Raw genomic sequence first — 22,004 nt, forward strand, 5'->3', positions numbered from 1 at the left:
GTCCACACCGTGCGGCTCTGGCAGAAATACTAACCCGCGTTTGAGTCCTCGCGGCGGGCCAGCCTCTACCTCGCGGAGTCATACTGACTAGTATGGTTTATCGCCTTCGATTCCTGCTCGCTCCATCTTGCGCGGAGCCGGCCAATAATCCATTACCGCGTAGTGCTGCGTTGGCCGGTTGTCCCAGATGGCAATACTGTTCGGTTTCCACCGGAAGCGAACCTGATACTCAGGGATCGATGCCTGGCTCTGCAGATAATTCAGCAGAAGGCTCGCACCTGGCGTCTTGTCCAAACCGTAACGCACATTCTCAGGTGTGTGGTAGTTGGCGAAATGCGTCGTGAAGCTGCTGACGTATAGAATCTTTTCGCCAGTCTCCGGGTGCGTCCGCACGACAGGGTGCTCCACCTCTGGATTCCGCGCCGCAAGTTTTCTTCGTTCCTCCAGATCCATTGCCGCACCGAACGAGTGCTCAATGCTGCTTTTTGCTCTCAATCCCTCGATGCGCTTCTTGATCTCTTCTGGTAGTTGCTTATAAGCCTCTACCATGTTGACCCAGATGGTGTCACCCCCCACCTCTGGACACTCGACGCAGCGCAGCACGGCGCCCATAGATGGGTTCGGCCGCCAAAGTCCGTCACTGTGATAGTTATTTTCGTAAGGATTCTTTTGTTCCGATCGATAGATCTGCACGAGGCCCGGGTTTTCCGGATCGCTCTCCGCAACCGGATGTTCTTCCAATTTCCCGAAACGGCTCGCAAAGGCTACATGCTCTTTCCGAGAGATATCTTGATCTCGAAAAAAGAGGACTCGGTGCTTAAGCAACAAAGCCTTGACTTCTGCGAACAGCGATGCATCTCGAGACGCATCCCCCAGGCTCACACCGGACACCTCGGCACCAATGCAAGCGGTCAGTCTTTCTACCTTAATCATGAGCGATATCTCCTTGTTCTGGTAGGAATTTCGCCAATTCCCCCACCGTCGCCGCGTGGCGCCGCAGCTTTACGAAACCGTAAAATATTGTTGCCCTGCATCTGTACAAACACGATAGCAGACCATTTTATTTATGTCGACATTAAGTTATGTTCCTTAGGCTTGGTCAGTCGCGAAATACGATGGCAGGTATGGCTAGCCGTGCGCCGCGCCCGCCGCAGGCCGGGTTGATCGCGAGTTATTGATGCCGCCGCTCGGGCTGCCGGTAGTGCGTGAGCACTCATTTGATCGCGCAACTGGAGCTTGAATAGCCGGATGGATCATCGCGACGCTCTCTGCTGAAGCAGTCATGGCGGGCGCCTGGCGAGCGCGCTGATCAACTGAAGCAATTCCAGCGCTCGCGCTGCGGCGCGAGAACCGTCTGGCAAATCTCCCCGAACATAAAGAGGGCGAAGCTCCTCGATTTCGGTCAGCGCACCAAGCAGTGCGCCTTCCGCAAGGGAATACTTGCGCAGCATGTTCACGACCAGCATCGAGTTGTGGACGATGTCCTCACTGTCTGAAGTGACGCCGCGGCGATGCAGCGCATAGTTCGCCCAGTGTGTCCCAGCCAGCATCGCTGCCTCAATCTTCATTTCCCAGTCATCTTTGCCGAGAAATCTCAGTGACGTCTCGATGTTTTCAGCCTTGAGCCGATGATTCTCTGTTTTCATACTCGGTACCCTTCAACGCCTGTTCGAATGTGTACATGACTTGTGTAAACGCTTGCTCACATTCGTCGACAATGGCTTGTACTGGAACGCGATCTCCGCGAATGCATGGATCCCGGTGATGTTCGATGGTATGCAACGCGTGTTCGAGTTGCCGAATGGCCTGAGGTACGTCTCCCGCGATCTCCGGCCAGCCCACATGGCTCACATCGCCGAGCCCACGCAACTCGCGTGCGTAGCTGCCGTCCGGTTGCTTCACAACGTGCACGCCGGGAATGGTGGAGAACACAGGGTCGTCACGCGTCAGACCAGCGAGATGAAGCGTTGCGTTGAACACGTTGATGCTCGCGGTCAGCGTGGTCCAGAACCACAATTCGAAGTCGGCTAACGGGTCGAGGTGCTGCCGAAGCACCGCCAGGCGTCGCACCTTGTCGAGGTGAGAGATGACTTTCATGACAGGTTCCTCCTTACGTGAACGGCCGGCCTGCATATCAGTGAAGGGCGACAGACTCCATCACATGCCGGGCTTCGAGTTCCAGTTGCGCTTCGAGGGTATTGTCAGCGTGACGACGCAATTTCTTGATCCGGACGATCACCCGCTGCGGACCGGTCGCGAACGTCACTGCCATGGAGATCGCCTCGGTGAGCGCGCGCCCTGAGTCAACGAGGCGGTTGACGATACCCAAACCATGCATGCGTTCGCCCGTGACAGGCTCGCCCGTCAGGCATAGTTCCGTCAGCACTCGCCGTGAGACGAATTCGGACGGGAGCACGGCGGTTCTGTCGCCGGGCGAAAGGCCGACCTTCCCATACGCCACAAAGAAAGACGCATTGCGAGCGGCAACCAGCATGTCACACGCGAGCGCAATCGATAAACCCGCACGCTGAACCTTCGACTGCGGCGATCACCGGCTTGCTGCAACTGCGAATCGAGCGGATCAGGTCGTGCAGACGTTCGATTCCTGCGCGAAGCTCCAGCGGCGTCGTCGTGGGTCGTTGCGCATGCCGGTCCAGATCGCCGTCAGCGCAGAAGGCATTGCCAACGCCGGTGAGAACGATTGCGCCTATACCCGGGTCGGCCCGCGCTTCAGCCAGCGCGGCCGGAAGGGCATCACATAACTCATGAGTCACCGCATTGCGCGCGGTCGCGTTGTTGATGGACATCACTTGCACCGCGCCATCGCGATGCTTGAGAACCGCTTCGTTCATGGCTTTAACTCCGGCCAAGCGCGATATAGCGCGCGAGTTAATGGTCTTCTTCGCCTAGTCGACGATCGATCATTACGGTCCATCGGAAACCCTGACTCCCGCAAGGCGCAGTCGACCGGGAAAAGTCGCACCCGGTTTGCAGACTCGAATCAGATTCAAATCCATTGGGCAAGTCTGTCAATTCAAACTGAACTGGCCTGCGCGCTGCACTACTGACCGAACGGCCGCTGCACCGTGAGCTTGCTGGTCACCGACGCCACCCCCGCGACGCCATTCACGACCTCCGTGACGGTATTGATCTGCGACGCCTCCGGGACAGTGCCGCTGATCATCACGGCGCCGCCTTTCGCAGTGACGCTGATGTTGCCCGCGTCAATCTCCTTGTGCTTCGCGAGCGCTGCGTACACCTTGCGTCGCAGCGCGCGATTCGCCTGCCGCGCGGCTTTGGCCGTCATGCCGCTCGACGCGGAGGCTGCGGTGCCAGCCAATGCCCCTGCCGACGCGCCGTCCTGCGCCCACGCACCGATCGACACTGCCGCGATCGCGACGCCAAGAGCCACCCTGAGTCCATTCATCGTTTTCATCGTTGCTCTCCGTTTCGATTTCAATGCATCAGAAGCTGTGACGCAGGCCGATCATCGCGGCCGTGGTCGATACGCCCGGCGCGACGATCTGGCCGTACATGATCGTCTGGTTCATCGTCCCGCGGTTCGCAACGTACCCGACCTGCGCAGAGACTATCGTGCGCTTCGACAGGCTGTATTCCGCGCCCACTGCGTATTCGCTCGAATGGTTCGCCGAGTTGTTGCGATCTTTCAGGTAGTAGAAGCCAGACGTGATCTTGAAGAACGGGGTGAACTGATAGCCGAGACCACCCGAAATCATTTCGTAGTCCGCGAGGCGCGTGTTCGACGGATTCTTGCCGATCCCGTACGACGCCGACACCGATACGCCGCGGAACGTGTACTTCGCGCCGAAATAATAGAGGCGGTTATTGTCGTACCCGGTCGGCGCGGCCGCCGCGAGGTTCGTGTCGTGGGCGTTGTAGTAGACGGCGGACAGATTGAGGCCGTAGTTCGAATACCTGAGCACCGCCGATTCGCGCGTACCGCCCTGAATCTGGCCCGCCACGCCGCCCGGCGCGTACTCGAGCGCGGCTGACACGCCGTGGAACTTCGGTGTCTGGTAGACGAGCGCGTTGCTGTCATACAACGCGCCGAGGGGCACATTCGTGTTCGTCCCGGGCCAGCCGGCGGCCTGGTTCAGCCCGAGCCATGCGCCCAGGATGCTGCCGAAGTACTGCGCCGCGCGGACGTCGGTATCGGCCATCGCGTAGATCATCGGCGTGTATTGCCGTCCGGCGTCGAACGTGCCGAACGGTCCGGAGAGGCCGACCGTCGTCTGCTGGTTGAATATCGCAGTCGTGCCCGTCGTGTCGGGCAGCCCGACCTTGCCGTTGCTGCTGTTGAACACCCCCTGTAGCCTGAAGTTGACCTTGTAGCCGCCGCCGATGTCTTCGGTCCCCTTGATGCCCCAGAAACTCCCATAGAGGCTGCCGTCCTTGATACCGTACACGTGCCCGTTGTTGTGGGCGTTCGGCGCGAACGAGGACGCCGCCGTGCTCTGAAAGAAAACGCCCGAATCGATTGCGCCATACAACGTGACTGACGACTGCGCATGCGCTGCGCTGGCGAATACCGCGAGTATTGCTACTCCGCTCCACTTCAGTTTCATTGACGTCGCCTCTGCCTTTTATGATGACCGGGCGAGCCCGGGCGGATGCTTGCCTGTTACCGAATGGCGCGGGGTCGTCGATCCCCGCTGCCGGCGCAATCGGTGCATGCGCGCGTTCATGTAGCGAAAGATCTTCCCGGTATTGGAGCTGTGGAACTGAACGATGTCGCCGACGACTTCTATACAGAAGGCCGGCGGCGATCGCCCCAACCAGGGTGACCGACGACCCCGCATACGCGCCGCCGCTCAATAACGACGACGGCGCCTCGATATCGACGATTTTCCGCTTCATGGCGCCCTCTTTTCATGCCCGTCGACTGATTTGGACGGGATGCGCAACTTGACGATCCCTCGGCGATTCCGGGGCCTTCCTGCAACGGCCCGGCTTGCCGACCGAACACTGACAATGCCGATCATCCTCTAAAATTGTTGATGTCGACATTAATACTTATACTGAGTCGACCCGGCAGGCAGAACGGTATATGGCTTCGCGACAAGCGACCACGACACCCGTGACAGATTCCGCATCTCTATTTTTGTCGACATTATTATTTTATGGGGATACACTGTGAACCACAGTGGCCTTGCACTGCCCGATGTGAAGTCAATGAACGGAGGGATTCCGATGCTCTCGACGCAGCCATTTGCGAAGATATTGGTGAACAAAACTCATGCCGCTCGACGGATTGCGGCGCGGATTGCCTCAGGGTTTGTCCCGAGGGGGAATCTCACTCCGATGACTCATGAAGCGCTTTGCTACGCGTGCATGGTCGGCATTGTGATGCCGACCCACCATGACGTCACGCCGACACATCCGTCTCATTGTCTAAGCCGCTGAGAAGCACGTTGAAGAAGGAACGATTCATTGCGCAGCACATTGCTTCCGACAGAATCGCGCGCGGCATGCCAATGGTTCATCAGGACCCCGATGAAAGTCAGGTGCTGACAATGAACCAGATTGGTCAGCATGATGTGCACTTGATCTCGTTTCGTCCTGCCGTCGCTGTCGGGATCGTGGATGCGGCAGTCGATGATCCGGCGCTCTTGCGTCAGCGGATTACTGTCATGAAAAGTCAAGTGCAAGGCATGCAATGTAAAGCAGGAAGTGACGGCGGGCCAGATGATTCACTGGGCGCATCAGACACTCGATGGTGCTGCGAATGGCGTACTAAAGCTTTCTCATCCAGTTCGACATTCTCACTATTCACAATTTCAATTTGGAGATCCATCACCATGAACTTCCTTGACGGCCACCTGTATCCCGAGAACCAGCAGCCCCTGATCATTACAGCCGCTCCCTATGCGCCGGGCTGGATTCCCTCAGACTTCCCGGAAGATATCCCTGTCACCATGGAGGAGCAGATCCAGAAGGCGGTGGATTGCTACGAAGCTGGTGCCACCGTGCTGCATCTGCATGTGCGCGAAGCCGATGGCAAGGGCAGCAAGCGCCTGTCCATGTTCAATGAACTGATCGCCGGGGTGCGCGCCCGCGTGCCGGAAATGGTCATCCAGGTGGGCGGTTCCATCAGCTTCGCGCCTGAATCCGAGGGCCAAGCCGCCCAATGGCTAAGCGATGACACGCGGCATATGCTGGCCGAACTCGATCCGAAGCCCGACCAGGTGACTGTCACCGTCAACACGACACAGATGAACGTGACAGAGCATGCCGGTATGGATGACTTCAAGGGTGTTTCGCGAGGATTCCCGCACCTCTATGCAACCTACAAGGACATGATTGTCCCCTCGAATCCCAGCTGGGCCGAAGAGCACATCCGACGCCTGACAGCCGCCGGAATCCAAAGTGAGTTTCAGTGCTACAACATCAACAGCTTTGAAACGATTGAGCGGATGATTCGCCGCGGTGTCTACAAGGGGCCACTGGTGATGAACTGGGTGGCTATCAGCGGCGGCATGGATCAGGCGAACATCTACAACCTGGCCAACTTCCTGCGTGCTGCGCCCGACGGCGCAGTGGTGACGGTGGAGAGTTCGGTGCTAAATGTGCTGCCCGTGAATATGATTGGCATCGCCTTGGGTCTGCATGTGCGGTGCGGCATCGAGGATGTGCTCTGGAACCAGACCCGCACGGGCAAGATGAGCTCCGTCGAGCAGATCAAGCAGTTGGTGCGCATTTCAGGCGAATTTGGCCGTCCCATCGCGACAGCGAAACAGGCGCGAGAGATCATGAAGATTGGGGTCTTCTACGACACGGCTGACGAGACGCTTCAGGCCAACGGCTTCGCGCCCAATCGTAACGGTGGCAACCAGGGCTTCCTGCGCAAGCCGACCCAAGGGTGAAGTAAGCGCTAGCGAGCCGCAGGCGAACTGCGGCAGTCGATACATATCCGCAACCAGCTTGCATCGGACCAGAGTAAGGGCTTTGCATGGGACCAGAGTAGCGCGCTGAAGCGCGAACTCTGGTCGACAGCTAAAGCGCCAACTCTGGTCGACCGCAGATATTGCATGGGACCAGAGTAAGGCGCTAAAGCGCCAACTCTGGTCGACAGGAGACAACATGGCAAAAGTCGTTAAATTCTACGAAACCGGCGGTCCCGAGGTCCTTCGTTTTGAGGACGCTGAAGTTGGAGAGCCGGGACCGGGAGAGGTGCGCGTCCGCCACGTGGCAGTGGGTCTTAACTTTGCCGACACCTACTTCCGCGGCGGTATCTACGAGGTTCCGCTGCCCAGCGGCCTCGGCAACGAGGCATCCGGCGTGGTCGAGGCCATCGGTGCCGGCGTGACCCATCTGGCGGTCGGCGACCGTGTGACCTACACGGGCTTCATCAACACGCTGGGCGCCTACAGCACGGAGCGGCTGATTTCTGCCGCGCCGCTGATCAAGCTGCCGGAGGCCATCAGTTGCGAAGCTGCGGCGGCCATGACCATGCGGGGCTTGTCCGCCGCCTACCTGGTGCGCCGAATCTACCCTTTCAAAGCTGGCGACGCCGTGCTGCTGCATGCCGCAGCAGGCGGTGTTGGCCTGATCGTTTCGCAGTGGGCCAAACTGCTCGGCCTGACGGTGATCGGTACGGTTTCGACTGACGCCAAGGCGGAGGTGGCGCGCGCCCACGGCTGTGATCACACGATCAACTATAGTCATGACGATGTGGCCAAGCGCGTGCGGGAACTCACCAACGGAGTGGGCGTGTCCGTGGTCTTCGACAGCGTGGGCAAGACCACCTTCATGTCCTCGCTAGACTCTCTCAAGCGCCGCGGCCTGCTGGTCTGCGTCGGCACCGCTTCCGGCAAAATCCCGCCGTTCGATCCGGCAATTCTGGCCCGCAAGGGCTCGCTGTACGTGACCCGCCCGGGTCTCGCCGACTACATCGCCGATCCGGCCGAGAAGGCAGAACTGGTCGATGAGCTATTCGGCCATGTGGCGGCAGGCCGCATCCGCATCGGGATCAATCAGCGGTATGCCCTGGAGGACGCGGTGCAGGCACATCAGGACCTGGAGGCTCGAAAAACTACGGGGTCCTCCATTTTCGTGATTTGAATATGTCAAGCTGTTTGGGCTGCGGAACGTAGCCCAGTGATTCGGCATGTCGGGTCAGGTCGTTAATGACCTGCTGCCGGACGGTTATACGTATGAACGTTAGGGCTGCACGGGTCGAAGGACATTCTGGGCAGGAAGTAACAATCACCCTCGCAGACGGCAGCGCCGTACGGGGCACGCATATTCTCGTCGCGGCAGGGCGTATCCCCAACGCCCGAGATATTGGTCTTGACGCGGCAGGAGTTGAAGTTGATTTGCGCGGCTTCATCGTCACAGACGAGCGACTCGCAACGACTGCACAGAACACGTGGGCAATCGGTGAAGTTCCCGGCACGCCCATGTTCACACACGCTTCCTTTGACGACTATCGCTTACTGAAATCGGTTCTGGACGGAGGCTTACGGACAAAGACAGACAGGGTTATCCCGTACGCGCTCTTTGTCGAGCCGGAGCTGGGAAGAATCGGCATCACTGAGATAGAAGCGACAACACGCGGCATTCCGGTCCGGGTCGCAAGCCTGCCGATGGCAGCTGCGCCCGTACCAACGGCGAAACGGATAGATCATAGTTGACCGTGACTCAGACGAGATTCTCGGCTTCACAAGAGGGTTGGCTGTAATTCGTGAATTTTTCGTCAAAACGATGCTAATTCAACGAGTCCAAAAGGAAAAATTTGACCGATCGCAGTGCATTGAACACTGCAAGGGTCGACTGAAAGTTAATGGCAGCTTCAGTCAGGTGGTAACCCCGGCCACCGCGATGCCCATTTCCAGATCGAACCAGCCGTCGCCGGCATGGTGCGCCGTCCCGTCGATGGCATGGATCTCGATCACGTTGAAGCGGAACTCAGCTGTCATGGTGACGCGCCAGCCCTAGTCGCGCAGAAGAGGTAACACGTCATTCACGAACGCGTACAACGCATCGGGCTCCGTTATTCCGAGCATCGCATCGGGAAGCGATTGCATACTCTGTACGCGGCCGGCAGGTATCTTCTGCAGCCCGCTCTTGCGCAGCTCCACGAGCCGCTTTTTCTCAGCATCAGCGCGCCGCCTGAGCTGAACAACGCCACCATCGGGATTCGAGACCAGGGTCGCGTCACTACCCGCGTTGAGGCAGGCCCCGTCGTAGTTGTCAAACGAACTAAAGTTGATACGAACTACTACAAAAGTTGGTGCTTTTTCAGTTCTGTGACGAATTCCGGGCTGAAGAGCCTTGTGTAGCAGGGTTTCCGGCTGATTGACGTAAAGATGGTACGCTGTGTAGCGAGAGACTTTGGCCTGTCTCACCCGACGCGTCGCCTCTCAATCAAGAATCTCGAGCCCGTTTTCAGCGCCCCATTGCCTTAGTGCCTTTTCGACAGAGTCGGCTTCAAACGCATACCAGCGTTCCAGAGCACCTTCGCGCTCGAGTAAATCCTTGAAGCGCGCGTATGCCCCTCGCCGCTGGAAAAACCCTTCAATCTGGTCATAACGCGCAGGCAGCTGCTGTGCGGCAAAGCGCAGGGCGAGACTGCTTCCGAGATCAAGTTCGTTCTTGTGCGGTATCGCGAGGTAGCGATCCGGGTCTTCCAGATCCTCGGGAATCGCCTCCTCGATCGTGTCGATGGCATCGGAAATCCAGTAGATTTTTCCCGTATCGAGCGAGATATACGCCTGGTGTTCCATCGGCGCTGCATAGCTGACGAAGTCGAAGGCCGAGGAAAGATCATCGAATTTGACGGCGACCATGACGGTGACCTCATCGGGATGTTTTTGCTTTCTGTGGGGATCGTGGTGTCGCCGGCGAACGTGTGGGCGGTTTTTGCGTGGCGGTTGAACGGGGCGCCTTTGGAGCCCCCGCGCGCAGCTTGCCGGCAGGTTTTGCGGCAACGACGGGTTTGACCACCGCTTTAGGCGCCGCCGTTTTGCCTTTCGAGGTCGATTTCGCGCTTGCTGAACGGGTCGCCCCTGGTGCGTCCGCACGCGCCTTGCCAGCAGGTTTTGCGGCAACGACGGATTTGACCACCGTTTTGGGTGCCGCCGTTTTGCCTTTCGAGGTCGATTTCGCACTCGCTGCCGGTTTCGCTGGGGTCGATGGCGTGGGAACCCGGCTCGTTTGCGCAGCGGACTGCCTGCCTGTCCGTTTGCGTGCAGCAGGAGATGCGGCGAGCGGCTCGCTGCCGGTGTCGATCTCGATACCGAATACGTCGCCCAGGGCCGCGTCGTCGAGAACCTTGCCCGACGCTGGCGCGGGTCCCGCTGCGGACAATCCGGCACCCGTGCTGCTGACGAGATCGGCGGCGTCCACACCCCGCAGCGTGAAGAGCAGTTCGGGCTGCTGGTCGAACCGGGCGCCGATACCGTACAGCACCGCGGCCACATGCTTGCACATCGACGCCCAGTCGAGGCAGCTGCAACCGAACCGGATATCCTTCGGCGACGGAAAGAGTCCCGTGCCCGGCTTGCAGATCCGTTCCATCACGGCGCCCGATAGCTTGCCCTGCAGCAGCTCGACCATGGAATCGATCGATGACGCGCAGTCGGCGACCAACGTGCGCCAGTGTTGATTGGCAGACGCACTGACGTCGATCTTGACCGTGTAGAGGCTCGATCCCATGACCTGTGCGTGTATTTTGCCCGCCGTGATCTGCAGATCGATCACCGAACCGTTACGGACGTAGGTGCGCCCGCGCGGCAGGCGATTGCCGTAGTCGCTGTAGCGCTCCAGATTATCGCACCACGCCTTGCCCCAGAAGGTTTTCGCGATGGCGCCGCGATACGGCGCGATCGGCGACAGCGTCCTGCCGGTCTTGATTGCTTTCGCGACCTGCTGTTCGGCTTTTCTCCGGCGTTCAGCCACCGGGACATAAGGTTTCCATCCACCGTAGTAACCCATCACATTCCCTTTGCGTAGTCAGGTTTCCTGCGCACGATGTATATCGAGCCTGACGAGATCGAGCAACTCCCGATCGGTCATTTCAGTCAGCAGCAGCTCCGCTCCGCCTTCGAGCACATCCTTCACCAGTTGCTGCTTCGTTTCGATTAGCTGGTCGATCCGATCCTCGACTGTGCCCCGGCAGACGAACTTGTGCACCAGCACGTTCCTGCGCTGGCCGATGCGAAAGGCCCGGTCCGTCGCCTGATTCTCCACGGCCGGATTCCACCAGCGATCGAAATGAATCACGTGGGAGGCAGCCGTGAGATTCAACCCCGATCCCCCTGCCTTGAGCGACAGCACGAAGAAGGGTGTCAATTCGTCTTCCTGAAAAAGCCTGACCAGCTCGCGCCGCTTTCCGACCGGGGTGCCGCCATGCAGGATCAAACCCTCGCGGCCAAACAGTGATCCCAGAAACGCCGCCAGGGGCTCGGTAGTTTCGCGAAACTGCGTGAATACGAGTACCTTTTCCTGCTTGGCGGCAATCACGTCGACCAGTTCCCGCAGACGCGCAAATTTGCCGCTGGCCTCAGGCTTCCATGCCGCGTCGCCGAGCCACTGGGACGGATGGTTGCATATCTGCTTCAAACGCATCAGGTAGCTCAGCACGATGCCCTTGCGCTCGATGCCTTGTGCACCGTCGAGCGCGGCGGCCAGGTCGTGAACCGCGCGCTCGTACAGTGCGGCCTGGACGGGACTCAGGTGACACCAGGCCTTGAGCTCGGTCTTTTCCGGGAGATCGGCAATGACATTCCTGTCCGTCTTCAGGCGGCGCAGAATGTACGGTCGCACGAGCGAGCGAAGCGGACCGAAGTGCCCGGCTTTCGCGAGACGCCTGCTGAATCCGGCGAAATCCTTCGCCGAGCCCAGCAGGCCTGGATGCGTGAAATCGAAGATGGACCACAGGTCCGCCAGGCCGTTTTCCACGGGGGTACCTGTCAGGGCGATGCGCGACTGCGCCTGAAGCTTCTTGACCTGCCGGGTCTGCCTGGCGCCGGGGTTCTTGATTGCCTGCGCTTCGTCGACGATCGCCAGGCGCCATCGGATCGTCTCCAGCGCGGGTTGGCGAAGCAGCGCGCCAAAACTGGTGATGACGAGGTCGGTCTGGGCGAGCCGCACCTCATCGAGGCCGCGCAGGGTCTCGGCCGGCGTGACGGAGGGGTGGGCGACCAGGACGCGCAGACCGGGCGCAAAGCGTTCGGCTTCCGAGGCCCAGTTGGCCAGCAAGGAGGCCGGCGCAACGAGGAGGCTGGGACGTGGATCACGCTGTTCGCGCTTCAGGATGAGGAGCAGCGCGAGGATCTGGATCGTTTTGCCGAGCCCCATGTCGTCGGCCAGACACGCGCCCAGTTCGAGCCGGCTGAGCAGGTAGAGCCACTGCACGCCCGCGTGCTGGTACGGTCGAAGCTGCGCATGCAACCCGGGGCCCGGCTCGACGCGCGCCAGGCCTTGCGGTTGACGCAGGTTCTGAAGGGTATCGGCCAGCCAGGGACCGGCCACGACCTGCGCCCAGTCGTGTTCTTCAGGCACTTCGGCATCATTGCCCGGCACGCCTGCCAGCAGGCGTAGCGCGTCGTTGAGTGGGAGCCCCAATTGCGCGGCTTGCCCGAGATCTTCGAAGCGTTGCAGAAGACGGCCGAGCTTCCGGGTATCCACCTCGATCCAGCGCCCGCGGATCCACTGCAGGCCGTCGGCGCCCTTGAGCAGCTTTCGGACTTCGGCGGGGCTTAATGGTTCGCCCTCGAGCGAGACTGCCAGGTTGAAATCGAGCAAGGCATCCTTGCCGACGAGCGACGGCGGTTTCGTGCCCACACTGGCCGTGACGCTCGGCCGCGCGGGACGACCCGTCGTCCACGTACCGGGCAGCCGGACGATGATGCCGGCGGCCTCGAGTGCCGGCAGATCCTGGAGCAGGTGCCAGGCCTCGGTGGGCGTCCAGCGCAGCGGATGATAGATCTCGCGCGACTCAAGCATGGAGCGCACCCAGTCGCAACACTCGGCCGCCCGCTGAACGGGGAGCAGCAGCGAAAGAAGCTGCGCCTTGTTGCGCGTGCCGGAAAATTCCTCGAGCGAGCGCGACAGAGGCTGATGCTGGGTCTTGCCATGCGCGGAGACGCGCGCCGTATAAGTGGCCAGAAAAGCGAAGGGGGCCTCAGGGTCTTTCCGGTTCTCGGCAAGATTGAAGTGGACCCGGCCCACCAGATTCCAGGTGGGGTGACGCGACCTGAGAAATGCCTGAAGCGAGCCGCCCGTGCTGGCCAGCTCCTGGCGCAGGGCGCTGCCGATCTCGCCCCACAGTGTCGCGAGCACTTGCGGCGTGAGATATTCGACGCCCGTCATGGGTGGGGCATCGTCGATCAGCCTCCCGATGTCCCGGGCGTCCGGTTCGGCGACTGCGATGTCCCCGTCTGTGGCCGTCGTGCACAACGCGGTGACGTAACGCATGGCGAAGTCGCGCCACCAGCCCCAGGCGGGGGGCAGTGCCCGTCCGATTACCGTGCTGCCGAGATAGAGCAGACCGTGGCCTGCGCCGGCCTGAAAAGCGCGGTCGAGCGCGATGTCTTCCGGCACAGGGGGAGCATCGGTTTTCGGCACCGCAAGAAGATGACCCGTCGGCGTGATGTTGGGCGCAAGATGATCCGTATTGATCGAAGGCATGATGGTCGAAGGCGCTGATTTCACTGCAAGTCAGACGGTGTACGCTGTTTCCTGATGCGACGTCCAAAGGCCTCAGCGAACTGCCGGGCGCGCTTGAGGTCGTCTCCGCGCAGGTACATCGAGGTCGTTGAGATGGACGAGTGGCGCAGGTTGTCGCGTACGCTCGTCAGTTCCGCGCCGCGCGCGAGTGCATGACTGGCGTGGGAGTGCCGCATCCAGTGCGGGCTCGCGCGGCACAGTTTTTCCGCCAGCAGCGGATGATCACCCTCCAGCACGCCAGCGGCCTCCACGAAGAACCGGCGCATGACGCGCCACAGGTGCGCGCCCGTAATACCCGCGCCCTCATTCTCGCCGAGGCTGGCGAGGATTGGCGTCGCCGGGCTCCAGCGCTCCCGTGAGACCGGCAGCCGTCGTTCAAGCAGATATTGATCAAGCGCATCGGTTGCCAGCGGCGGTAACGCCACCCTGCCGGGTTTGCTGCCTTTGCCAATGAGGTGAAGCCACGACTCGCCGTGCCCGTCAGCACGGATGTCGCGCAGCACGGCGCCCACGAGTTCGCTCGCGCGCAGGCCCGTCGCGTAGCCGAAGTCGAGCAGGAAGCGCAGCCGCTGTGCGGCCGGTCCGGACCACCCGTACGACCACTCGAGACCGTCCGCAAAGGCCCGCAGCAGCAGCCACTCGCCCTCGGTGAAGCCGCGCGTCGTGTCGAGTTCGGGGCGCAGCGCCGCGCCGCGAACCTTGACGCCGGCAAAGGGGTTGGCCAGCACGTAGCGCTGCTCGATGAGCCATCGATACAGCGCCGAGAGGACCGTCAATGCGTAGGCAGTCGAGCGCGCCGACAGGCCGCCTGTGAAGGGGCGCCATTCGACAGAATCACGCGGTCGCGGGGGACCGACCCAGCGTTCACGGGGCGAGGGACGGCGCACAAACGTCCGGTATGCAATCGCGTCATCGGTTGTCAGCGACGAGAACGCGCGGCCTCGCTCGACGATGGCCCAGAGGATCAGCCGCTCGGCTTCCTTGCGGTAGGCGCGCTGCGTCGTGACTGTTTCGTGCAGCGCGAGCCACGCCTGCACGGCCTCGTAGTCGTTCGTGGCATTGAGCGTGCAGGTCTCGCGCGGGGCGCGCAACGTACCCTGCGAACCGTCGACTTCATGCGGCAGCCGTAGCTGCTCCCACGGCACGATACCGGCCGGCTGCGTGAGCGTGATCAAGGCACGGGCACGCTCGGTCAAGGCAGGGTGCGCGGCGAAGAACGCTTCGATGGCGTGCGCGCCGGTCGCCCCGAGCCCCTTGATCCGGGTCCACCACTGGCGCCGGCGCGGAATGCGTACCGTCAGATCCGTGAGCGTACGAATGCCGTGCGCATGCAGCGCCCGCACTGTGCGCGGCGCGAACCACAGCGCGACGTCGTCGGTCACTTGCGGTTGTGGTACGGGCAACGATCCAAGCGTCCTGATCGTGCGCTCGACCGTGCCCGCCCGTGCGTGCCGTTGCGTGGGTGTATGTTCGAAGACTGCCGCCAGATCGGGCCGATGCCGGCTATGCGCAAAGGCGATCAGTTGCCTGCGGATGTCTCCGATGAGACCCCGCGAGGAAACGCCTGCCGCCCTGCGCCCGCCCAGGTAGCGGGCCACGGCTGCGCGCGAGGACAGGCCCGCATACCAGCTGCGCAGGGCGGCAAGCGAGTCGGCATTGGGGAAACCCTGCCCGGCGGGCTCCTGGGTCTGACGCGTTTCCATGGTGCCAACTTTTCATGTGCGAAATGAATGACGCGATAATATAAATTATCTCACTGCTTCGAATTTGTAAAATTTTTCTCGAGCGCAAAAGACTGTGACGAGCGCTTCGAGCGCCGCCGCGTTCGCGCGGAAGTCGTCCGAGCGGGGGTTCAGCTTTGATTCGATGAAGGGCATCGTTTTAGTCTCCTTTTTCCCGCGCGCGCTTAAATCGTTTCCGCGAACAGTTCGCGGCCAATCAACATGCGGCGAATCTCGCTCGTGCCCGCGCCGATTTCATAGAGCTTCGCGTCGCGCCACAGACGACCGACCGGATACTCGTTGATATAGCCATTGCCGCCGAGAATCTGGATCGCCTCGCCAGCCATCCAGGTCGCCTTTTCGGCCGTGTACAGAATCACGCCCGCGCAGTCCTTGCGGACCTGGCGCACATGGTCGTTGCCGAGCGTGTCGAGTTGGCGGCCCACCGCGTACAGATATGCGCGGCATGCCTGCAGCGTCGTGTACAGATCGGCGACCTTGCCCTGGATCAGCTGGAATTCGCCGATCGACTGGCCGAACTGCTTGCGGTCGTGGATATACGGCACGACCGCGTCCATCACCGCGACCATGATGCCGGTCGGGCCGCCCGCGAGCACCGCGCGTTCGTAGTCGAGACCGCTCATCAGCACTTTGACGCCGCCGTTCAACGCCCCAAGGATATTTTCCTCCGGCACTTCGACGTCCTGGAACACCAGCTCGCCGGTGTGCGAGCCGCGCATGCCGAGCTTGTCGAGCTTCTGCGCGACCGAGAAGCCCTTCATGCCCTTCTCGACGATGAACGCCGTGATGCCGCGCGAATTCGCTTCGGGATCGGTCTTTGCATAGACGACCAGGGTGTCGCAGTCGGGGCCGTTGGTGATCCACATCTTGGTGCCGTTCAGCACGTAACGATCGCCCTTCTTCTGGGCGCGCAGCTTCATGCCGACCACGTCCGAGCCCGCGTTCGGCTCGCTCATCGCGAGCGCGCCGACGTGCTCGCCCGACACGAGCTTCGGCAGATACTTGCGCTTCTGCGCGTCGGTGCCGTTGCGATGAATCTGGTTCACGCACAGGTTCGAATGCGCGCCGTACGACAGGCCAACCGATGCCGACGCACGCGAAATTTCCTCCATCGCGACCATGTGCGCGGTATAGCCCATGTTCGCGCCGCCGTACTCTTCGGAAACCGTCATGCCGAGCACGCCGAGGTCGCCGAACTTGCGCCACAGGTCCATCGGGAACTGACCGGTGCGATCGATTTCCCCGGCGCGCGGCGCGATTTCCTTGGCGGCGAACGACGCAATGCTGTCGCGCAGCATTTCGATCTCTTCGCCGAGCGGGAATTTGAGTCCAGGAATTTGTACCATTGCATGTCTCCTGTATAGGGCGGATTCAACCGGTCGTTGCAACACCTTTGATCGAGGAGGTGTTGCCTGTCTCGCGGTCTCACCGTTTGCCAACAACGCCGCGGCGGTCTTCGCAGCGGCGGCCGCATTGCGCTCCCTGATATGTCCGAATCCACGAACCGTCTGCGGCAACTTCGCAAGCTCAATCCGTGTCGTCATATGCGCTTCGTCAAGACTTTCGACAAGACGTTTCACGAGCTTCTGGTAGTCTCCGATCGCAGCACGCTCGTCCCGCCGTTCCGTCGTGTAGCCGAACGGATCAAGCACGGTGCCGCGCAGAAATTTCGCTCTCGCGAGCAGGCGAAACGCAGGGACGACCCAGCCGCCGTACTGCTTCTTGATGAGGTGGCCTTTCTCGTCCTTCTTCGCCAGCAGGGGCGGCGCAAGATGGAAGCGAAGCTTGAAATCCCCTTCGAATTGTCCACGGAGCCGTGTGAGGAAGCTTGTCTCCGTAAAAAGGCGAGCGACCTCATACTCGTCCTTGTAGGACATCAGCTTGTACAGACTGATCGCCACCTCGCGAGTAAATCGGTCACGACCCACACGGCTCGATTCAAGCGACGCGATTTGTTGGACGAAATCCTCGTACCGCTTCGCGTAGGCCGCATTCTGATACGCCGTCAATCTACCCACGCGATCTGCGACAATCTGTTGAAGAGACGCTTTGCGCTGAGGCATCGCCATGATGCTTACTTTTTCCAGACCTGCTGCCGCGCGAGCGATGGAAAGGTCCAGCGCGGCCTGTCGCCCCCATGCAAAGGCCGACTTGTTCATCTCCACTGCCGCGCCATTCAGTTCGATCGTCTGTAGCAGGGAGCGCTCCTCGATAGGAATCAAACCCTTCTGCCACGCGTATCCCAACAGAAAAACGTTCGTCGCTACAGCATCGCCCATCAGCGCTGTAGCGATCCGCGACGCCTCCAGCGCCTCGGTCACTTGCGTATTCGCCTTGACCTGGCTCAGCAGTCCTGCAGGCGCTGCCTGCCAGTCGGGGTCCCGCGCAAAAGTCCCGGTCGGAGCAACGTCGAGGTTGACGACCGCAAGCGTGCGCAGCGGGCTACTTAACGTCATCGCGTCTTTGCTCGCAGCAACCATCATGTCGCAGCCGAGCAGAAGGTCAGCTTTGCCCGACGCCACTCGCGCCGCGTGCAATGCGTCCGGGGTCTGAGCGATGCGGATATGCGACATGACTGCGCCACCCTTTTGCGCCATGCCTGCCATATCGAGAACCAGAACTCCTTTGCCTTCGATATGTGCAGCCATCCCCATCAGAGCACCGACCGTGACCACACCAGTTCCTCCAACGCCCGTGACTACGACGTTGTAGGGACGTGACAGCCCCGCGATTTTCGGCGCGGGCAACCCCGTTGGAACCGCAACACGCGCCTTTGCGGCTTTACGCAACTGACCGCCCTCGACGGTAACGAAGCTTGGGCAAAATCCCTTCACGCAGGAGAAATCCTTGTTGCAGGAGCTTTGATCGATAGTCCGCTTTTGGCCGAGATCGGTTTCTAACGGCATCACGGAGACGCAATTCGACTGCACGCCGCAATCGCCACAGCCTTCGCAAACTTCTTCGTTGATGACCACGCGGCGCGCAGGATCAACCAGCTTTTTCTGCTTTCTGCGGCGCCGCTTTTCCGCCGCGCAAGTCTGCGCATAGACAATTGCGGTCACGCCCTCGACGTCCCGCAGTTCCTTCTGCAATGCGTCCATCTGGTCGCGATGCAGCAACCGTGTGCCCGGCGGCAGTGTTGCGCCGTTGAACTGCTGCGGCTCGTCACTGACCAGGTGAACCTGCTTAGGCTGCTACTAGCAGACAGGCGTGGGTGTTGTCCGCTACCATTGGCGAGACAGTTGTAATAACGACCCGCAGGTCATGCCTGCATGGACGCACGGTACAGCTATTGAGTTGGAATCGACACCTGAGCGCCCCGAGGCAACCCGGAGCTACGAGGAAAACCGCATATGGCGACACGCACGAAACCGCGAATCCGGGTTGGCGTTGGAGGCTGGACCTATGGCCCATGGCGCGGAGTGTTTTATCCGCCGGATCTGACGCAAAAACGCGAGCTCGAATACGCGAGCCGCCAGCTGACGACCATCGAAATTAATGGGACATTCTATGGCTTGCAGAAACCCGAGAGCTATATGAAGTGGCGCGACGAGACGCCTGACGATTTTGTATTTGCACTCAAGGCGCCGCGCTACGCGACCAACCGGCGTGTGCTGGCCGAGGCCGGCGACAATATCGAACGCTTCTTCGGCAGTGGCCTCGTGCATCTGAAACAAAAACTCGGTCCGATCAACTGGCAGTTCGCCACAACCAAGCAATTCGACGCAGACGACTTCGAAGCGTTTCTCGCGTTGCTGCCCAGGAAGCTCGACGGACTCACGCTAAGGCATGCCGTCGAAGTTCGACACGAGAGTTTCCGCAACGAAGTCTTTGTCGCGCTGGCGCGCAAATATGGCGTGGCGATCGTACTCGCAGGCGATAGCCATTATCCTCAGATCGCCAGTCTCACCGCACCCTTTGTGTATGCGCGCATCATGGGGACGTCCGAAAAGCAGGCCCAAGGTTATTCGAAGAAGGCGCTCGATGCGTGGGCCGAGCGCGCACGCCAGCTTGCCGCAGGCACCATTCCTGAAGATATCGAACCCGTCGAGGCCAAGGCAGCCGCAAAAAGCGCGCGCGATGTTTACCTTTACGTGATCAGCGGCTTCAAGGAACGCAATCCGGACGCGGCAAAAGCCATCATCGAGCGCCTGTGACAGGCTAAAGTTGAGCGATATGCGTACGCGTTGATCGTATTGCGAGCAGAACCCGAGGCGCACGCAACGAAAAAGTGCGAAGCCCGCAAAGGCTTCGCTCTCAAGCTGGCGCGTCACAGCATTAGCAACTTCGGTCCAGCAGCCAATTTTTCCGCCTCTTTTGAAACCCGAGTGGGTGATTTGGCGGGTCAAGGGCGGGCGTGAGCCCGGCGCAGCGAACCCTTGAGGCGCCCTGAACCGGCAACCAGCCATGCGAGACGAAGCGAACATGACGAATCAACTCTTTGAAGCCGCCTTGGGAATCAAGGCCCCGTGGTACGTGCAAGGCGTCGACTTCGACACGGCCAAACGGCAGCTCACGATTGCCGTGGACTTTGTCGCTGGCAGCCGCTTCGCCTACCCCGGGGTCGCCGGTGAGCACCCAGTGCATGACACGCAAATCAAGCGACTGCGCCACCTGAATTTCTTCCACCACGAGTGCTATCTGGAAGTGCGGGTACCGCGAGTGCGCTTGCCGGATGGCGCGGTACGGCTGGTGGAACCCGACTGGGTCGGCCAACTCGACGGCTTCACGTTGCTGTTCGAAGCGCTGGTGCTGATGCTGGCGCAGCAGATGCCGTTTGCCGCGGTGGCACGCATCGTCAATCTGTCGTGGCACCGAGTGCACGCCATCTGTTCGCGCTATGTGGAACTCGCGCTCACGTCGGCGAACCTGTCGGACGTGAGCACGGTAGCTATTGACGAAACCTCGTACCGGCGCGGCCACGAGTATCTGACGCTGGTCGCCGACATGCAGGCGCGACGGGTCGTGTTCGTCACGCCCGGGCGTGACGCGAAGACGATTGAAGGCTTCGCGGCATATCTGAGCCGACACCACGGCACGCCCGAGCAGGTCACCTCGGTGAGCATCGACATGTCGCCCGCCTTCATCAAAGGCGTGGGCGAACATCTGCCCAATGCGCGGCTGACGTTCGACAAGTTTCACGTCGTCGCCCACGCGTCCAAGGCGCTTGATACGGTGCGCCGCCAACAACAGAAAGCCGACCCAGAACTTAAAGGGATGCGCTGGACGCTGCTCAAGGACGCCAACAAACTGAATCTGGCGCAATTGACCGACCTCGAGGCGCTGGTCAGGCAGTACGCCACCAAGCGCACCGCCCGCGCATGGCTGTATCGCGAGCAACTGCGCGAGATTCTCGGGCGCAAGCAAATCCATGTCGTCTCCGAGATGTTGCGGCAGTGGTGCACCAACGTCATGCGTTCGAAAGTCGAGCCGATGAAGGACGTCGCGCGTCTGATTCGTCGGCACTTCGACGGCATCGTCGCCTGGACTCAGACGCGCCAGACCAACGGCTTCATCGAAGCAATCAACGGCTTGTTTCAGGCGGCCAAGCGAAAGGCTCGCGGCTACACGCGCTTCGCGACGATGCGCACGGTCCTCTTTCTCGTTGCTGGCAAGCTCGATTTCTCCGGCCTCAACCCGCATGCCTCGTGAGCCCCGTTACCCACTGCATTTTCAAAAGAGCCGTCTTGCATGATCGCCGAGAACTCCCCAGTTTTAGCGTTCGCGAGAATCAGCTTGGTCATGCTCACGCGATACTGCGGACAAAACCGATACTAAGCGGAAGCCAAACCGCTTCCGCCGTTACCTTCATCCAATCTTCAATCCATCGCGATTGGGCGAACTCACTGGACGAGTGTCTCGTCTACGACCCGCTGCCCAGAGCTGAACCCTGCCATGAGCGCGACGGCTTCCGTCGCGAAAGGCTGCTGGTTATCTGCTGTCAGCCGTATCGGCGCAATCATGAGCCAAGTAGCGCCCGCCGTTCTAATGTGCCGTGTGCACGACGGCGATGAAGCCACGCGGTGGCAGCAATGTAACGTTGCCAGACGCTTCCCACACTGGTTCAAGCTCGACCGCAATCTCGAAGCCTTTTGTACGTATAGATTCTTTTCATCTGTCTATTTGAATTGTGACCCCGCTGTCTCGCACTCTACGAAATCAATTCTTCGACGCAGGCCCCTTCTCCCGTTCCGTAACGGAGGGTTCGCGAAAAGTGTTTGAACAATTTTTTCAGGGGCCGCCATATTCACCTTTCTTTCAAAGTTGGGGCTGGTGGGCCGCACGAATGACATTATGCCCACAATACCGCCACGGTAAATGATCGGCGTCACTGGCGAGCCTCATCGAGGCATTGATAGCTCATCGACCGCTTTCAGGCGCAGCTATCGATCGAGGCGTCGCCGCGTCGAAGGGCGGCTCGCTCCTCATTAGTTGACGTTCGCGAACAGATCGTGACGGGCCGTTTCTGTTAAGGCTTGTTCGACGCCTGCCCTTGTGTGCCGACGCGTGAGCGCACGACGACGCATGCGGGCAGGCGTTGGACAAGCCTCGAGGGAGGAAACCGCGGAG

The 22,004-nt window shown here is 60.6% G+C and carries 17 protein-coding genes and 3 pseudogenes; 5 read left to right on the forward strand and 15 right to left on the reverse strand.

Going from position 1 to position 22,004, the window contains the following annotated elements:
* Positions 1-87: 87 nt before the first annotated feature.
* From HWY30_RS37425 to HWY30_RS37450, 6 genes and pseudogenes are all read right to left on the reverse strand, one after another.
* On the reverse strand, positions 88-930 hold the full coding sequence (locus HWY30_RS37425) for a TauD/TfdA dioxygenase family protein (protein WP_090810166.1): 843 nt from the start codon (positions 928-930) through the stop codon (positions 88-90).
* A gap of 350 nt (positions 931-1,280) precedes the next feature.
* A complete protein-coding gene (locus HWY30_RS37430) occupies positions 1,281-1,646 on the reverse strand; it encodes a hypothetical protein (protein WP_090806699.1) in 366 nt (121 codons plus the stop codon).
* Positions 1,615-2,097: a hypothetical protein gene (locus HWY30_RS37435; RefSeq protein WP_176079014.1), complete on the reverse strand. Its 483-nt coding sequence runs from the start codon at positions 2,095-2,097 to the stop codon at positions 1,615-1,617. The genes HWY30_RS37430 and HWY30_RS37435 overlap by 32 nt, the downstream gene beginning before the upstream one ends.
* A gap of 37 nt (positions 2,098-2,134) precedes the next feature.
* Positions 2,135-2,852, reverse strand: a pseudogene (locus HWY30_RS37440) (enoyl-CoA hydratase-related protein).
* Between the two features lie 209 nt (positions 2,853-3,061).
* Positions 3,062-3,436, reverse strand: a complete 375-nt coding sequence (locus HWY30_RS37445) for a BON domain-containing protein (protein WP_090806701.1) — start codon at positions 3,434-3,436, stop codon at positions 3,062-3,064.
* 28 nt (positions 3,437-3,464) lie between these two features.
* Positions 3,465-4,586 (reverse strand): porin, encoded by a 1,122-nt coding sequence (locus tag HWY30_RS37450; protein ID WP_090806703.1) that lies wholly within the window; start codon positions 4,584-4,586, stop codon positions 3,465-3,467.
* Between the two features lie 1,233 nt (positions 4,587-5,819).
* Between HWY30_RS37450 and HWY30_RS37460 the strand changes: the two genes are divergently transcribed.
* From HWY30_RS37460 to HWY30_RS37470, 3 genes and pseudogenes are all read left to right on the forward strand, one after another.
* Positions 5,820-6,884 carry a beta-keto acid cleavage family enzyme gene (locus tag HWY30_RS37460; protein ID WP_090806705.1) on the forward strand — a complete coding sequence of 355 codons (1,065 nt, stop codon included), beginning with the start codon at positions 5,820-5,822 and terminating at the stop codon, positions 6,882-6,884.
* Between the two features lie 217 nt (positions 6,885-7,101).
* A complete protein-coding gene (locus HWY30_RS37465) occupies positions 7,102-8,082 on the forward strand; it encodes a quinone oxidoreductase family protein (RefSeq protein WP_090806707.1) in 981 nt (326 codons plus the stop codon).
* Positions 8,083-8,168: 86 nt separating this feature from the next.
* Positions 8,169-8,621: pseudogene (locus HWY30_RS37470) on the forward strand (FAD-dependent oxidoreductase); the annotation flags it as partial.
* A gap of 195 nt (positions 8,622-8,816) precedes the next feature.
* Here the strand turns inward: HWY30_RS37470 and HWY30_RS42800 are convergent.
* The 9 genes and pseudogenes from HWY30_RS42800 to HWY30_RS42810 form a co-directional block, all read right to left on the reverse strand.
* A complete protein-coding gene (locus HWY30_RS42800; RefSeq protein ID WP_341809960.1) occupies positions 8,817-8,939 on the reverse strand; it encodes a hypothetical protein in 123 nt (40 codons plus the stop codon).
* Positions 8,940-8,954: 15 nt separating this feature from the next.
* A complete protein-coding gene (locus tag HWY30_RS42805; RefSeq protein ID WP_090806711.1) occupies positions 8,955-9,368 on the reverse strand; it encodes a hypothetical protein in 414 nt (137 codons plus the stop codon).
* Between the two features lie 15 nt (positions 9,369-9,383).
* On the reverse strand, positions 9,384-9,809 hold the full coding sequence (locus HWY30_RS37480; protein WP_090806713.1) for a UPF0158 family protein: 426 nt from the start codon (positions 9,807-9,809) through the stop codon (positions 9,384-9,386).
* Between the two features lie 10 nt (positions 9,810-9,819).
* Positions 9,820-10,956 carry a hypothetical protein gene (locus HWY30_RS37485; RefSeq protein ID WP_090806715.1) on the reverse strand — a complete coding sequence of 379 codons (1,137 nt, stop codon included), beginning with the start codon at positions 10,954-10,956 and terminating at the stop codon, positions 9,820-9,822.
* An 18-nt stretch (positions 10,957-10,974) separates the two neighbouring features.
* Complete coding sequence (locus HWY30_RS37490; protein ID WP_090806717.1) at positions 10,975-13,653, reverse strand: DEAD/DEAH box helicase; 2,679 nt, start codon at positions 13,651-13,653, stop codon at positions 10,975-10,977.
* Between the two features lie 20 nt (positions 13,654-13,673).
* The gene (locus tag HWY30_RS37495) at positions 13,674-15,395 is read right to left on the reverse strand and encodes a site-specific integrase (RefSeq protein ID WP_090806718.1); all 1,722 of its coding nucleotides are present in this window, start codon (positions 15,393-15,395) and stop codon (positions 13,674-13,676) included.
* A 45-nt stretch (positions 15,396-15,440) separates the two neighbouring features.
* A complete protein-coding gene (locus HWY30_RS42615) occupies positions 15,441-15,569 on the reverse strand; it encodes a hypothetical protein (protein ID WP_279613329.1) in 129 nt (42 codons plus the stop codon).
* A 29-nt stretch (positions 15,570-15,598) separates the two neighbouring features.
* Positions 15,599-16,780 (reverse strand): isovaleryl-CoA dehydrogenase, encoded by a 1,182-nt coding sequence (locus HWY30_RS42185; protein WP_143037286.1) that lies wholly within the window; start codon positions 16,778-16,780, stop codon positions 15,599-15,601.
* Positions 16,781-16,894: 114 nt separating this feature from the next.
* Positions 16,895-18,535 (reverse strand): annotated as a pseudogene (locus HWY30_RS42810) (DUF6537 domain-containing protein); the annotation flags it as partial.
* A gap of 252 nt (positions 18,536-18,787) precedes the next feature.
* Here HWY30_RS42810 and HWY30_RS37505 point away from each other — a divergent pair.
* Together HWY30_RS37505 and HWY30_RS37510 are read left to right on the forward strand one after the other, a co-directional pair.
* Positions 18,788-19,591 (forward strand): DUF72 domain-containing protein, encoded by an 804-nt coding sequence (locus tag HWY30_RS37505; RefSeq protein ID WP_090806724.1) that lies wholly within the window; start codon positions 18,788-18,790, stop codon positions 19,589-19,591.
* Positions 19,592-19,859: 268 nt separating this feature from the next.
* Positions 19,860-21,086 (forward strand): ISL3 family transposase, encoded by a 1,227-nt coding sequence (locus HWY30_RS37510; RefSeq protein WP_090810168.1) that lies wholly within the window; start codon positions 19,860-19,862, stop codon positions 21,084-21,086.
* The last annotated feature ends 918 nt before the right edge of the window (positions 21,087-22,004 follow it).

It is taken from the genome of Paraburkholderia tuberum STM678, assembly GCF_902833905.1.
Lineage (GTDB): Bacteria > Pseudomonadota > Gammaproteobacteria > Burkholderiales > Burkholderiaceae > Paraburkholderia > Paraburkholderia tuberum.